Consider the following 15323-nt stretch of genomic DNA (forward strand, 5'->3'; position numbering starts at 1 on the left):
ATAATTCAAAGTACAAATGGATTTAGGTCTTAAAGGAAAAGTAGTTGTCATTAGCGGAGCCGCAGGAATAAAGGGAAGCATTGGCGAAACGATTTTACAGTCATTGGCAAATGAAGGGGCAATACCCGCGATAATTGACCGAAATGCTCGTGGTTTCGGGTATGCGGAAGAACTTCAAAAAAAAGGAATCGATGCTTCATTTTTCCAAACCGATGTAACGGACCCCCAACAGATAAAGAAGGCTATGGACGGTATCATCGAAAAATATGGTCGCATCGATGCCGTAATCAATAATGTTGGGGTTAACGATGGTGTGGGTCTAGACGCATCTTACGAAGAGTTCATGAACTCCCTGAAGTTGAATATGGTCAGCTATTTCCTGATCGTAAAACATGCCCTACCCCAATTGATAGCCTCAAAAGGGAATATTTTGAACATTGGTTCAAAGGTTGCGCTCACTGGTCAAGGAAGAACTTCGGGCTATGCCGCTGCCAAAGGCGGGGTACTCGGCCTTACTAGGGAATGGGCGGTCGACCTTATAAAATACGGTATCCGTTCAAATGCTATAATCATTGCCGAAAGCTGGACACCTGCCTATGACAATTGGATAAAAACTTTGGAAAACGGAGCCGAAAAATTAAAAGCTATCGTTAAAAAAATACCGCTAGAAAACCGAATGACCACTCCCCAAGAAATTGCGGACACTTGTCTTTTCGTTATTTCCGAAAGATCATCGCATACTACAGGTCAATTTATCACAGTTGACGGTGGATACGTACATTTAGACCGATCGTTATTGACCGAATAATAAAAACCAACTTAATTAACAGAACATTATAGCATGGAAAAATCAGAAAATATCCCGGTAGTCTCGAAAAAAGTCCTGTTGCCCTTTATCCTTATCACCTCCTTATTTGCTTTATGGGGCTTTGCCAATGATATTACCAACCCAATGGTTTCTGCCTTTAAAAAAGTACTAGAGCTTAACAACACACAGGCTTCGTGGGTACAAATGGCATTTTACGGGGGCTATTTTACCATGGCGTTCCCTGCTGCGATCTTCATAAAAAAATACAGTTATAAAAAAGGAATTCTTGCCGGTTTGGTCTTGTATGCAATAGGTGCCTTACTATTCTATCCGGCCGCCGCGTATGCAGAATTTGGCTTTTTTCTTGCCGCACTTTACATTCTTACCTTTGGTCTCGCTTTTTTAGAAACCACCGCCAACCCGTTCATTCTTGCCATGGGCGATGAGCGTACTGCGACGCGAAGATTAAATCTTGCCCAGGCTTTTAATCCCATCGGAGCACTCTCGGGGTTATTCATTGCGCAGGCCTTTATTTTAGGTTCATTACAATCAGATGATATAGATGCCAATGGCAGTGCAGTCTATGATACCCTATCGGAATCGGCGAAAGCGACAGTGAGAGCCTCCGACTTAATGGTCATTAGAGATCCTTATGTGATACTCGGGCTTTTCGTATTGCTTATGCTCGTAGTCATTGCCGTAGTCAAGATGCCGGAAAGTAAAGATAAAGGCAGCGACTCAGTAGGAACTGGGGTCAAAAGACTTTTTAAAAACAAGCGATTTGTAGAAGGTGTTATCGCTCAAATGTTCTATGTCGGAGCACAGATTATGTGCTGGACCTATATCTATCAATATGCGGAAACACTGGGCATTGACAATAGAGATGCTGTTACCTATGCTTACGTTGCTCTTATTCTATTTTTGGTCGGTCGTTGGATAGCTACCTATATGATGAAATTCTTTGACTCTGGCAGGTTGTTGATGTTCTTTTCTTTTGGAGCTATTGCCTTTACCCTTGGTGCCATTTTCATTCAAGGAATGACCGGTCTCTACTCTTTGGTCGGCATTTCACTTTGCATGTCACTGATGTTTCCTACGATTTACGGTATTGCCCTTCAAGGCGTTGGCGAAGATGCCAAGTACGGCGCAGCATTTTTGGTTATGGCTATTGTGGGCGGTGCCATTATGCCAGTGCTGCAAGGTGCGATTTTAGATCTTGGTGGTGATGGTTACACCGATATTGAAATTTTAGGAGTTCCGGAAGTGAATTTTTCGTTTGTATTGCCACTCATTTGCTTTTTTGTTGTAGCCGCCTACGGCTACAGAACCCATAAAATTCATACGTACTAAAAGAATAAACTATGTCTACAAAGAGATATTGTTTTTCGTGTGATTTAAAGGATGACCCTAAATTAATAGCGGAATACAAAAAATACCACGCCCCAGGAAATGCATGGCCCGAAATTACCCAAAGTTCCAAAGACCTTGGTGTTGTTGATTTGCAGATATATCTCACTGGAAACCGCATGTTTATGATTATGGATGTTGATGAAAGATTCGATCCAGTCAAAAAAGCGGAAGTAGATGCCAATAATCCAAAGGTCAAAGAATGGGAGGCATTGATGTGGAAATATCAACAAGCACTACCTTGGGCAGAAGAGGGAGTAAAATGGATTCCTTTGGAGAAAATTTTTCAACAAGAATAAAGTTCTATTACACTTTTTTTAATAGTGCTATTTATTGTCTAAAAACAAAAACCAAGGTTTCGGCCTTGGCTTTTTCGTTCTTATCCAACCTTTATTTCAACGTGTATTCCCACATGAGATAACATCTCCCAATTTCCGTCCAGTCCGTACACGTACTGTAGAGCTTGTGTTTCCCTCAATAGTTTTTATTCTAGTATCTTCGGTCAAATTGTTAGGGTCGTCAACAAAGTCGATAAACAACCCGCTATGTTGACCTCCACTGGCCCATTCAAAACGAAGATAATCTCCGGGGTTCAAATCATAAGAGCCGTTCATAATTTCACTAATTTGATGGGCGCGACCTATGCCATCAAAATAATTCTCCATCAATTGAGAACCAAAATTACCCTCCGGTGTATCCCACATGGCCTTACGAAGCGCCCAACTTGCGAATTCACTGCACCATGCATTTTCGGTACCATACTTGGTCGAATCGGTTTTTCCGATTTCTCTAGCCGCCCAATGTATTTGGGCAATCCAATTGTGGTCAATCTGTTCTAATTTTGTCTGAAGAATCTGGGCTGTTAATGAAATGAACCTACTGGGTTCCATAATCGAATCATCTAACCACACGGTGTAGTTCCAATCAAGAATCGTTTCTCCACTGTGCACTACTTTGATGTTTTCTATTTTTATACCATCACCACTTTCGGTCTCTATCATCAATTCGTCCCAAGCATCGGTATCTATGTTTTCCATGGTATCCTGAATGGAATTGAAATCCCATTTTAAGGTATCTCCTCTTTGAAATTTGGTCGTAGGCCTTCCATTGAGCTGTATGGTGTGCCCATCGCCAAAATGCAATAATATATGGTCTGCATTACTACCATGGCTATTATTGCCGTCACTGATTCTTATTTCAATATAATTTTCTCGAATTAAAGGTGCCCCACCAACATCACCGCCCGCCGATCGCAATACACTACGTTGTGATAGCAACTTGCGCTTAAATTTAATGGGCCTTAGTCCTTTTGCAATAGTTTCATCAATGCGAACAGGTTGCCTTTTATTGAGGCTAGACAATGCCCATGCATTAATTTCAGTTTGTTCTGCTATGTCTTTAGGAATGTAAAGATCAATTGGTTTCGCTTTCTGGGCCAGAGGCTTTAAGCTGGCTGTTTTGGTACTACTTTTTGTCAACATACTATAAATATTTAATGGATTACTTCAACTAATTATAGGGGGAGACGAACCACAGTTTTAAGAGGGAGATGCCAAGGAATGTCTATAAAACGGTCTTGAAATTTATACATATTGATAAATTGCAAACACACCAATTGTATAGATAGCAGGAATCATTGTATAATCAGAAAAAAATAGGTCTTAGTTTTTAAGGTTCGACTTGGGGAATGGGATTTCAATACACAAGCATCATGTTCGTGTAATTATAATAAGGCAGGGCAATAGGAAGGGCTGAAAAACTAAATTCAACGGCTAACAGAACCAAACAAAGTCTCATTGAATCGCCCTCCGTCTTTTGGGAAGTTCCGAATATCCTGTCAATGCGGATTAATAGTAATAAGGATCATCATAAGCACCACCGATCACTGCTAAAAAAATCACAATTGCCATAATGATTCCAAGGATAAGCAAAATCACACCAGCCGTTTTATTTTCCTTTGTATTTAGCGCTATTATTCCGGCAATAATCCCAATTAGGGGAATGCAAAATGTTCCTAGGCCAAGCAAAATTACCAAACCTATATTCCATGGTTGGTGGGTGCTATCTTTTGTTACAGCTGTTCTGCTTTGTACAGGTTTGTGATAAACATTTGACGACGGAGGTGATTTGGGCTCTGGCCTCGGGCTTTTCACATCATCTGTTACCGGTTTGGGTTTGGGTTTGGGTTGTGGTGAAACGGGATATCGTTCTAAAAGTGCATCTATGTCTTTTGCCGTTGCAAACAATAATTCATCATGTTTTCGCAATCTATGCAATAAGAGTATAATATCTTCATGGTTTACCTGTGGGTCTTCCAATTTTGATTGAAGTGTTTTCACCAGACCAATCTGCTCATTTCTGGTCATCGTTGGTGCATCAACTTTCTCTTTGAGGGTGTCTAGGTATGATATAGGTATTTCTGGAGGTTCCGGTAAAGGATCCGGTAATGAAGTTGTCGGTGTAATTCCCTTCAATGATTTAATTAAATCAATGATAGCGTTTTTTTGGTCAGATTTCGTGTAGTCTGCATATTGTACGTTTGATATGTACCTTGGTGCTAGCGCCAACGACACATCATTCTTAATTAAAACAGGCAATGGTGCTTTTCCCAGTGCTTCGGCATACTTTAGTTCGCGTATACATGCCGTAGAGTCAATAGCGTCTTTAGCTATGGCAAATACGTAAATTTCGCAATCTCTAATTTGGCTTAAGATGTTGTTCCACCAACTTTGCCCTCCGCTTATATCCCTATCAAACCAAACCTCATGGCCCAGCTCTTCTAAGTCTTTAACCAATGATGCTACTTCCCGTTGCGTTGATCTACTATATGTGACAAATATTTTCATATCCTTTAGGTAATGCCCTAGTTCTAGCATTTAATTTTTAACTAAATGCTTCATTAAAATGTGTCGCAGATTTCCGCGTCAAATCTGCTTCAGTCTAAACAGATAGCTATTTTTTTAATTTAATAAGGCCAAATCCCTATAATTGGCAAATTGCAAAAAGTGTTGACCATAAAATAAAAGGATCTATCCTAATGTCAAGACATTTCCTAAAAGCCGAATTTTATTCTGTTTGATCTAAATTAAGAAAATAATTCCATAGCTAAAAGTAGCGTATTTGGCCTATAACGGTAATAAATTATGTGTCATTTACTTAAAAACCTGTACCGTTGGTTAATGAACTCGCCGTATGAAAGTAAGATATTTAGATAGAATCACCGAAAATCAGATATTTCCTCACTTAAGGCTACCATTAAATTTCAAATACAAGTGTTTATATCCCACCATTTTTCAAGCAGTTTGCCATTAATCACTTCCCATTCATTTCACGAATGATTTTTTCCATCTCCTTTTTCGATGGGCGTGGTCTTTTCCTAAAATCGTTCGATTTGCCCGTGTTTCTATCGAACTCATCGGGTGTTCTAAAATCAGGAAGACTATCATTAGAAATAGCCCTCATTCTTTTAAGTTCAGCACGTAAATGCAGTAGGGTTTCCTTGGCATCGGTACTTCCTGCAAGGTTTTTTAGTTCATAGGGATCATTGACCACATCATATAATTCTTCTTCAGGCCGTGGGGCATCAAAACAGGCCAATTGCGCGGCTGTTAATTCTCCTTTTTGCTTTAGTTCAAGCATGGAAGTGAAGGTGCCCCCCACAAAAGCATCGGCCGATGGTGTATTTGGCAAATCGGTATAAAAATTACGAATATATTTATGGGTTTTGGTACGGATAGCTCTCGTATAGTCTTCATAATCGTGCCAGTGATCTTCAGCATAAATTTCATCCCTGACATTTTTTTCAGGGTCGGTCAATAGTTCGGAGAAATCAACACCCTCGAACGAGGGAATCGATTTCAAACCCGCCAGTTGCATAAATGTCGGCGCTATGTCTACGGAACTCACCAAACTCTCGCTCACCGAGCCAGGTTTTATCTTCTTTGGCCATTTCATTATCCAGGGTGTTTTTATAGCGCCATCATAAAGCGTGGTTTTATCTCTTGGAAAAGGTCTTCCATTATCACTAATAAAGAGTATTAATGTGTTTTCTGATATATCTTGCGCATCCAACTCTGCCACAACCTTTCCAACATAATTATCCAATCGGGTAATTTCGTTATAATAGTGAGCAAAGTCTTTTCGCACTTCTTCTGTATCTGGAAAATACGGGGGAAGTACCACGTCTTCTAACCCATGAGGATTTTCAATAATACCTTCGCTATACGGGCGATGTGGATCTACCGCGGCCAACCATAGAAAAAAGGGTTGGTTTTCGGGCCGTTCTTGCATAACAGGCACCCAATTCTCGCAGCCGCTACCGTCTCCAATTTGAGCCGTTTTTTTCCCCGTGGGAGATAATTGAAACCCGTGAGTACCCACATCTTTAACGAGGTCGAATCGGTCTTTGACAGCCTCGCCCATATGCCATTTTCCCGCTTGTGCCGTCCAATAGCCTGATTTTTTCAAATGTTCCACAAAGGTTATTCGATCGGCAGGTAAGGGCCAGTGTAATTGTTCTGCATCAGTATTATGCGGATACATACCCGTTATGATACTGGTTCTGCTCGGGCTACAAGAACTTGTCGTTAAAAAAGCATTGTCGAAACGCATACCTTGAGCAGCAAGTTTATCAATGTTCGGTGTCTGAATATATGGATGCCCATAAGCACCACTATCATCCCAAGCCATGTCGTCTGCAATAATAAAAACGATGTTCGGTCTTTCTTCGCCAGCTTTATTTTCTTCCTTTTTCGAGGCGCATGAAGTCATGAACAATCCTTGAAGCACTAAAACGAATGCGACTATAAATATTTTCATTTGATTGATTTTAATTCCATTTAACAATGGATTCTATTTTATTGCTGCCGTCAAATTTTTATGCACCCCACGAGCGGCTATTCCTCCATTTTATTTGGAGTACGGAAGTAAATTTACACGCAATAGATAATCATCAGCCGTAATAAACAAGTGCCTGCCGTCATCACTGAACTCACAATTACCTGTTTTCTTATCTGTTCTGATAGTACCCAAATGTTTTCCTTTTGGTGAAATCACCAGCACGCCATCGGGTCCCGCCAAAAAGATATTCCCATTTTTGTCGATTTTCATGCCATCAGGTGATTGTTTACTGACACTGGCTTCCCGCAATTGTGTAGCATCAAAGAATGCTCTTTTGTTTTTAACATGCCCCTCACCGACAATATCATAGGCCAAAATTTTTGGGGAGCTGACATCGGAATCGGCTACATACAGCGTTTTGTTATCATTCGAGATAGCAATACCGTTCGGGGCTTTTACACTCTCATCCAAAAGGGTCAAGGCTCCATCCTTACTGAAGAAATAAACGCCATTAAACCCTATTTCACTCTGTTTGTCGCCCAACCCGAAAGAAGGATCTGTGAAATACAAATTACCGTTTTGGTCATAAACCAAATCGTTCGGTGAATTTAATTTTTTTCCCTTGTAATGGGATACTAGCGATTGAAATTTTGGATGTAACACATCGGGCAAACTTACTAACTTGCTAATTGTGCGATCGCCTTGCTGGCATAGAATCAAATTACCATCGGAGTCCAATGTCAAACCGTTCGAGCCTTTTCCTCCTTTTTGATTTTTATCGATTGAAGGCCCCGTATAACCTGAAGGAGTCATATAAAGTTCGAGTCCACTTATATCGTTCCATTGGTATATTTTGTTTTCGGGCACATCTGAAAATAGGAGTTTCTGACCTTGTGGCTGCCAAACGGGACCTTCGGACCAGTTAAAACCCTCCGCGACCAATTCGATCCTGGCATGTTCGGAAACAACCGAATCAAATTCAGGAGCCAAACGTTCTATCCAGCCATAGCTGGGATACTTTTTTAAAGAATCTATAATGACCCTAAAATGCTTTTTTGTTATTTTAGTTTGGTCATCGAGTAAGGTAGAGGGTATGGAATCTTGTTCTAATTCATCCTCCTCGATATTATAGAACCTGCCGTCGCCATATAATTTATAGGTGCTATTCATAACAAATTCCGAACGGGCAAATTGATCTTTATCCCACCCCGGTTTCGGGTTGTAATCCATATAAATCCAATCTCTTCGATGTGATGGCTTCCCTTCCAGAACAGGCAAAAAACTTTGCCCATCGGTGTGAAAATCTTCGGGAATCGGTTTTCCACCAGCCTCAAGTATCGTAGGTAAAAAGTCAATAGCGGAAATCAATTCATCGGTTGTAGACCCTTCTTTGATTTTACCAGGCCAATTCGCAATAAAAGGAACCTTAATACCAGCTTCGGTAGTCAATCCTTTACCACCTTGAACTACCTTTCTACCCATATTCGAGTAAATTTCGCGATTGGTGCCATTGTCGGAATAGAATAAAATCATAGTGTTTTCCCGCAATCCTTTTCTCTCGAGATTATCCACAATGTCTCCCACAATTTTATCGGTATATTCCACCATATCCTTAAAATAGCCCGGATTTTCATCAAATCTTTTTGTGGAGTCTTTCCATGTCATACTATTAGGAGTTGGCGAAAAGGGATTATGTGTAAGCACCATCGGATAGTATACAAAAAAAGGCTTCTCTCGCTGACGACTTACATATTCATTCAAATAATCACTGAATATATCTGGACCATATTTATCCTCGGTATTTTTCAAGAATTCCCCATTTTGAAAAATAACGGGATCGGCGTAACGCGAGCCTTTATCTTCTGTATGCCCCACATGCCAAGTGCAATATTGATCAAAACCCGCCATATGGATTTTCATACCCGTATCGCGTCTGAATTCAGAACCCGGATAATCAACGGGATCGTAACTCTGCAACTGCCATTTTCCAATGATACAGGTGGCATAGCCTGCATCTTGCATAAGATGCCCAAAAGTTTTCTCCCTGGGATCTAGAATGCCGAAGGAAGTCCAATTTCGATAGGTATATTTTCCCGTCATAATTTCTAAACGGGTAGGAGAACATAAGGGCTGGGCGTAGGCTTGGTTGAATTGCATACCGCCTGCCGCCAATTTATCGATGTTTGGTGTTTGATAGGAAGTACCACCATAACAACCCACAGCTTCATATCCCAAATCATCGACCATAATCAGAATTATGTTGGGTCTTTCCGAGGTATTGCCTTGGGCGTTTAAGGGACCAAAGCACAAAAGAAAACCTGCTAAACAAAGAATTCCAATCAAAAAGTTAGGGGTTCGTTCCATTGGGAAATTTATTATAGCGCTGGTTCTAAGATATTTCAATTATCTTTTTATAAGATTTAATTACCACTCCGAGAAATTCCCATCTTCGTTACGCCAAATAGGATTGGCCCAATTGTGGCCTACTTTCTGTCCTTCCAATAGTTTTTCTTCGTTGATTTCTACGCCTAGCCCTGGTTTCTTGAATAAATCGATATGTCCGTCTTTGACATCAAAAATTTCAGGATTCAGCACATAATCCAATATATCATACCCTTGGTTATAATGAATTCCCAAGCTACTTTCTTGAATAATGGCATTCGCAGAGACAAAATCTATGTGTAATGCTGAAGCCAAAGAAATCGGGCCCAACGGACAATGGGGCGCGATGGTCACATCATAAGCTTCGGCCATAGTGGCAATGCGTCGCACTTCGGAAATTCCCCCGGCATGACTAAGGTCTGGCTGAATAATATCGACTACGCCTTGATGTAATATTTCTTTAAAATCCCATCTAGAGAACATACGTTCCCCTGTCGCTATTGGAATATTGGTGTATGGGTAAATGTGTTTTAGGGCATCGTTATTCTCCGAAAGAACAGGTTCCTCGATAAACATTGGCTCATAAGGTGCCAGTTCATCGATTAATTTTTTTACCATCGGCTTATGTACCCTGCCGTGAAAATCAAGTCCGATATCTAGGTCATAACCAAATTCTTCCCGCAGCAGTTTAATATTGAGTGCAACTGTTTTAATGTCTTTTAGAGAGGAAACCCACTGCATTCCACCTGTTGCGTTCATTTTAACCGCTTGATAGCCCGCCTTGACTTTTTCATGTGCCTGCTCTAAAACAACATCGGGGTTATCTCCCCCGATCCAACAATACATTTTCATTTTATGGCGGACTGCCCCACCCAACAATTCGAACACGGGAACATTCAAAAATTTACCCTTAATATCCCATAAAGCCTGATCAATTCCCGATATGGCACTCATCAGAATAGGGCCTCCACGGTAAAAACCTCCACGGTATAAAATCTGCCAGATATCTTCAATGTCATTGGCATTTCTTCCGATAACATATTGCTCTAATTCTTTGACACAGGCTGCGACGGTATCGGCCTTGCCTTCAACAACGGGCTCGCCCCAACCTACAATACCACTTTTGGTAGTTACCTTAAGGAACAACCATCTGGGTGGCACTTTAAATAGTTCTATTTTCTCAATTCTTGAATCGTCCATTGCTTTTATTTAATTCGTTCTACAAATTGTCGAGCGGTATGTTTAATGGTTGCAATATCTTGCGCTGTGGTACCTGATTTGGTCAATACGCTTCCGATTCCCAAACCGGAAGCCCCAGCAGCCATCCAGTCGCGAGCATTTTCTAAATCAATGCCTCCAACAACAAAAAATTTGGTCTCTGACAATGGGCCTCGAATTGCTTTAAAATAATCAAAACCCATATTGCCTGCTGGAAAAAGTTTTACGATATCGGCACCATTTTCTACGGCCACACATACTTCCGTGGGTGTCAAAGCACCCATTAAAACAGGAATATTGTTTTTATGAGCCAATTTTATCACCTCCGCATTGGTATTGGGTGTTACCAAAAATTGGGCCCCTGCCTTTATAGCATCAGCAGCGATTTTCGTATTGGTCACCGTGCCTGCACCGATAAGTGCTTTATCATAAAGTTCTCTGCCTTTTGAAATTTCCTCTAAAAAACCAGGTGTATTCGATGTGATTTCCAGCACTTTGATTCCCCCAGAAACAAGTCCTTTTAATACATTTTTCACCTCATCTTGCTTGCGCAAACGAATAATGGCAACAATTTTTTCACGCTCGATAAGCGCGGTTATTTCATTTCTTTTCATCGCAGTATGTGTCAGGAAATTTAACCCTCCATTATAGAACAAATTTGTTTTTCGTTACTAGTATGCCGATCAACATATAAGGTACGCCCTAAGGCTACGGCAAAACTTTTGGTTAATTTATTGACCGTACATAGTTTGCCCGTGTTTCCAATAAGTGATTTTTCATAGCTTCTGATGCCGTTACCGCATCTTTTCGTTCAATCGCCTCTAGTATATTTTGGTGATGCTCGAGCATGCTATTTTTAGCCTCCAAAAGGTTGCCACTAGTAGGTTTGGCGAAGACACTGGTTTTAAATTTTGGCATCAGGGAAAAAATAGGCCCGAGCAGCAATTCTAACACTTCGTTACCTGTTATAGATAGCAGTGTATTATGAAAATCATTGTCTAACTCCGCTTCCCTTTTTTTGTCATCAAGCGCGCAACTACGCATATTCTTCATATTCTTTCTAAGCAAATCAATATGATGCTCGGTTCTACTTTTAGCAGCCCTCGCCGCCAACATAGGTTCTATAATCTGTCTGGCGTCGATTGTATGCAAAACAAGATCTTCGTTAGATGACAACTCAAAAAACATGTTCAATATTTCCGAAGCATTTTGCACGCTTACTTCAGAAACATAGGCGCCACTGCCCTTTCGTACTTTAATAATGCCACGGGCGCTCATTTTTTTAACGGCTTCCCGAACCGCCGTTCTACTCACATTAAATATTTGACAGAGTTCGCTCTCGGTCGGAATTTTTTGACCTGGCAGATACTTGCCAGCGCGTATCGCCGCGGTAAGCTCTTCTTCAACTTGTTCGGTAAGTGACTTTCGTTGTCCTAATTTTGAAAACATGTATAAAAACTATAAACACAAATATATAATTTATCAGACATCATACAAATTTACGACTAGAAATTTATTCAGTGCAAAGTTCAATTGCATTGCAAAACAACAGTAAATTTTGATTTGAAGTTAATCGCGCTTTATCTCGAAAATAAAAATCTGTCGACCCTATCGTCATTCCTGATTGGTGAAAAAGAATTGCTATGAACCCAGTTCTATACCAAAAAAACCATTCTCAACAATAGCAACGAGTTAATCAATCTTCCCAATGTGCATCGATTACTTTCTGAATATGTGGATAATTGGCATCGGTCTCATTAAGATTTTCCCGAAGTTTCACCAACCGGTCCTTTAAATTAGAGATAGTTTCCTGATATGCCGGATCGTCGTAGGCATTGTTCATTTCCTTTGGATCATTTTTTAAATCATAAAACTCCCAAGCTGGGGGCGTATGGTTCGTAAAATCGTTGCCCCAGCTATCTTTGTTCCATTCGGCATTCGGGTCATCTGTATCTACCCAGTACCGGCCGTAGAAAAATATCAATTTATAATCTTTGGTCCGAATTCCGAAATGAGCAGGATTTTGGTGCTTGTGCGCCATGTGCATCCAATACCGATAATAGGTCTCCTTTTGCCAATCGGCAGGTTCTTCACCGGTTTCCAATATTCTTTTAAAACTTTTCCCTTGCATATAATCGGGTGTTTCACCGCCAGCCAATTCTATAAGCGTGGGAGCAAAATCAGTATTGTTAATAATAGCATCGGTACGGCTTCCCGCTTGTATCGATTTTGGATACCTTACGAAAAAGGGCATTCGCATCGACTCATCATACATCCATCTTTTATCAATATAATCGTGTTCGCCGAGCATAAAACCTTGATCCCCTGTATAGACGATAATCGTATTCTCTAGAAGACCTTCGGTCTCGAGATAGTCCAATAATCGCTTTACGTTGTCATCGACGCCTTTGACGCAGCGAAGGTATTTCTTGATATAATCTTGGTATACCTTACTGGTATAATCCTTCTCTTCAGGTGACATTTCCCATTTCACATATTCTTCTGGCCGAATATCCTTCGCTTCCCGGTATTTTCGATATATCGTACTATCCTTAGTATATATATTCATGGCCTGATTACGAATAAGGTTGCGATGCGAAACCGAAGACCCAATGATTCTAGTCAACGAATCGTTTTTACCCCGCATAGCCACCGATCCATTGTTTCCGTTATCATACAAACTTTCAGGTTCAGGAATAAAAGTATCCGCTAAATAGTCGTCGTATCGGGGTGCATTTTCAAAATCATCATGAGGGGCCTTAAAATGATGCATTAAGAAAAAAGGTTTATTCGGGTCTCTATTATTTTTTAAATAGTCTAAGGTTGCATCCATAATCATGTCAGAGGAATGTCCTGTGGTTTTTACCACATTTTTTGGCCAAGGTTTTTCGCCCTGAACCCGAAATTCGGGATTAAAATATTTTCCTTGCCCGGGCAGAACGTGATAATAATCAAAGGAAGCAGGCTCTTCATGCAAGTGCCATTTACCGACAATCGCAGTCTGGTAACCCAATTTTTTCATTTCTTGGGGCAAGTATTGTTTTTCTATCGGTAGTATACCTTCTAAATCAAGCACACCGTTGGCCTGTGAATTCTGGCCGGTCATAATCGCAGCGCGACTAGGAGTACATATGGCGTTGTGAACGAAACAATTTTCGAAAATCATGCCCTCTTTTGCAATTTGATCTAAAACAGGAGTAGGGTTCAAGCCCGCCAAACGACTTCCATAAATACCGAAACCTTGTGTGGTATGGTCATCGGACATAATATAGATGATGTTGGGTTTTTTCTCGACGGTTTCCTGTTTTTCATTACAGGAGGAAAAAGCCATAAGAACCAATAGAAGATAGAGCGACCCGTTTTTATAAGATAACATATAAGAAATGATTTTGTCGGTTGGTGAACATAATTATTTGGTGTGAAAATACATATTATTGTACTACAGGAAAACAAGATATGTGTAATTATATACCACAAATGGTCTTTTTCAACAAGACAAACCACACTAAAGTATAAAACCTTCGCAAATCAAACTTGAAACTACACTCTTTCCAATTTTATCGGAGGCGTGTGGTGGGCGTTCCATTGACAGACATACAGATTCTTATCTTCATCTACAAAAACATCATGCCCGTGATTGAAAGTGGGTATTTCAGCCTGATACATTTTCTGAAGTTTTCCGTTTTTGTATTGCGGAGCTTTACCCCCGGGATTGGAGACCACTTTATTTTCCGCGTCTAAAATTGTCACGAAACCAGAGTCGCCAAACCTTTGTCCCGCCTCATTCTCAGACCAACAAACACCAGAATATATATTACTATCATCCAATACCGGACGACATACATATGCACCAGGTAAGTTGACTGTCTTTATATACTTTCCTTGCAAGGTGAAAAACTTAAAACTATTGGTGGCACGAGAAGTAATAACCAAAACAGGATTGGTTTTATCTCGGTAATCAACGGCCACCCCATGGGCATTGCTTAAGTTGTAATTTTCATCGGAATTGTCGTGCCCTCCCCATTTGCGTATAAATTCCCCTTGGGGACTGAACTGCAAAATAAAATCCGATCCATAGCCATCGGCCACATAAATATCCCCCGTAGGCCCTACTGCAGTCTCCGTTGGCAAATACTCCTGTTCTTTTTTGTACAAGCCGATTGTGTGTGGATCCGGTAGCATAAAAAGCAACCTACCATCGATTGTTGTCTTGCTTACCGTTCCTGCCTGTTTCTTCCATTTGCCCGTGCGGTCTTGAAACCACCCGCAATCAACGATATACAGCATATCTTCACCTCCTTCATCATGCAATGTCAATCCGTGCCCACCGGGATAACGGGTTCCCCAATAGTCCAACAATTTACCGGATTTATCGAAAACCAATATGTTGTTATCGGTATGATCGCCGAGCATAATAAGACGTCCCTTACTGTCCATTTGCATTTCATGGCAATTAAGAATGGGGTTATGCCCCACGCTCATTTTTGCCCAATCTTTAATCACTTTATACCTAAAATCACCATGGCCGATAATTTCATCTTTGGGCAGGTTGTTCTTAAGGATATTGAATCCGAATGATGGAGTTGCGGCTAAAGCGGCCCCCGCAATGGCGGTTCTTTTTATAAAATTCCTTCTATTCCCCATAAAATTTTCGTGCCTTTCAAGGTTA

12 protein-coding genes are annotated in these 15323 nt (G+C 40.7%); 3 read left to right on the forward strand and 9 right to left on the reverse strand.

The window, feature by feature from the left end:
• Positions 1-16: 16 nt before the first annotated feature.
• From BLS33_RS21330 to BLS33_RS21340, 3 genes are read left to right on the forward strand one after another with little or no spacing between them, the layout of a single operon-like run.
• Positions 17-808, forward strand: a complete 792-nt coding sequence (locus tag BLS33_RS21330; RefSeq protein ID WP_089894759.1) for an SDR family oxidoreductase — start codon at positions 17-19, stop codon at positions 806-808.
• Positions 809-841: 33 nt separating this feature from the next.
• Positions 842-2158, forward strand: a complete 1317-nt coding sequence (gene fucP, locus BLS33_RS21335; protein ID WP_089894761.1) for an L-fucose:H+ symporter permease — start codon at positions 842-844, stop codon at positions 2156-2158.
• A gap of 11 nt (positions 2159-2169) precedes the next feature.
• The gene (locus BLS33_RS21340; RefSeq protein WP_089894763.1) at positions 2170-2514 is read left to right on the forward strand and encodes an L-rhamnose mutarotase; all 345 of its coding nucleotides are present in this window, start codon (positions 2170-2172) and stop codon (positions 2512-2514) included.
• Between the two features lie 96 nt (positions 2515-2610).
• Here BLS33_RS21340 and BLS33_RS21345 read toward each other — a convergent pair whose 3' ends face one another.
• The 9 genes from BLS33_RS21345 to BLS33_RS21385 form a co-directional block, all read right to left on the reverse strand.
• Positions 2611-3696 (reverse strand): hypothetical protein, encoded by a 1086-nt coding sequence (locus tag BLS33_RS21345; RefSeq protein ID WP_089894766.1) that lies wholly within the window; start codon positions 3694-3696, stop codon positions 2611-2613.
• 366 nt (positions 3697-4062) lie between these two features.
• Positions 4063-5061 carry a toll/interleukin-1 receptor domain-containing protein gene (locus tag BLS33_RS21350; RefSeq protein ID WP_176801477.1) on the reverse strand — a complete coding sequence of 333 codons (999 nt, stop codon included), beginning with the start codon at positions 5059-5061 and terminating at the stop codon, positions 4063-4065.
• Positions 5062-5527: 466 nt separating this feature from the next.
• Positions 5528-7033 (reverse strand): sulfatase-like hydrolase/transferase, encoded by a 1506-nt coding sequence (locus BLS33_RS21355; protein ID WP_089894892.1) that lies wholly within the window; start codon positions 7031-7033, stop codon positions 5528-5530.
• A 90-nt stretch (positions 7034-7123) separates the two neighbouring features.
• Positions 7124-9418, reverse strand: a complete 2295-nt coding sequence (locus tag BLS33_RS21360; protein WP_089894772.1) for a sulfatase-like hydrolase/transferase — start codon at positions 9416-9418, stop codon at positions 7124-7126.
• Between the two features lie 60 nt (positions 9419-9478).
• Positions 9479-10636 (reverse strand): galactonate dehydratase, encoded by a 1158-nt coding sequence (dgoD, locus tag BLS33_RS21365; protein ID WP_089894775.1) that lies wholly within the window; start codon positions 10634-10636, stop codon positions 9479-9481.
• Positions 10637-10641: 5 nt separating this feature from the next.
• Positions 10642-11268 (reverse strand): bifunctional 4-hydroxy-2-oxoglutarate aldolase/2-dehydro-3-deoxy-phosphogluconate aldolase, encoded by a 627-nt coding sequence (locus tag BLS33_RS21370; protein WP_089894779.1) that lies wholly within the window; start codon positions 11266-11268, stop codon positions 10642-10644.
• A 112-nt stretch (positions 11269-11380) separates the two neighbouring features.
• A complete protein-coding gene (locus BLS33_RS21375) occupies positions 11381-12103 on the reverse strand; it encodes a FadR/GntR family transcriptional regulator (protein WP_089894782.1) in 723 nt (240 codons plus the stop codon).
• A 247-nt stretch (positions 12104-12350) separates the two neighbouring features.
• Positions 12351-14030 carry a sulfatase family protein gene (locus BLS33_RS21380; RefSeq protein WP_089894785.1) on the reverse strand — a complete coding sequence of 560 codons (1680 nt, stop codon included), beginning with the start codon at positions 14028-14030 and terminating at the stop codon, positions 12351-12353.
• 164 nt (positions 14031-14194) lie between these two features.
• The gene (locus BLS33_RS21385) at positions 14195-15298 is read right to left on the reverse strand and encodes a twin-arginine translocation signal domain-containing protein (RefSeq protein ID WP_089894787.1); all 1104 of its coding nucleotides are present in this window, start codon (positions 15296-15298) and stop codon (positions 14195-14197) included.
• Positions 15299-15323: the final 25 nt, after the last annotated feature.

This window comes from Kriegella aquimaris, from assembly GCF_900103215.1.
Lineage (GTDB): Bacteria > Bacteroidota > Bacteroidia > Flavobacteriales > Flavobacteriaceae > Kriegella > Kriegella aquimaris.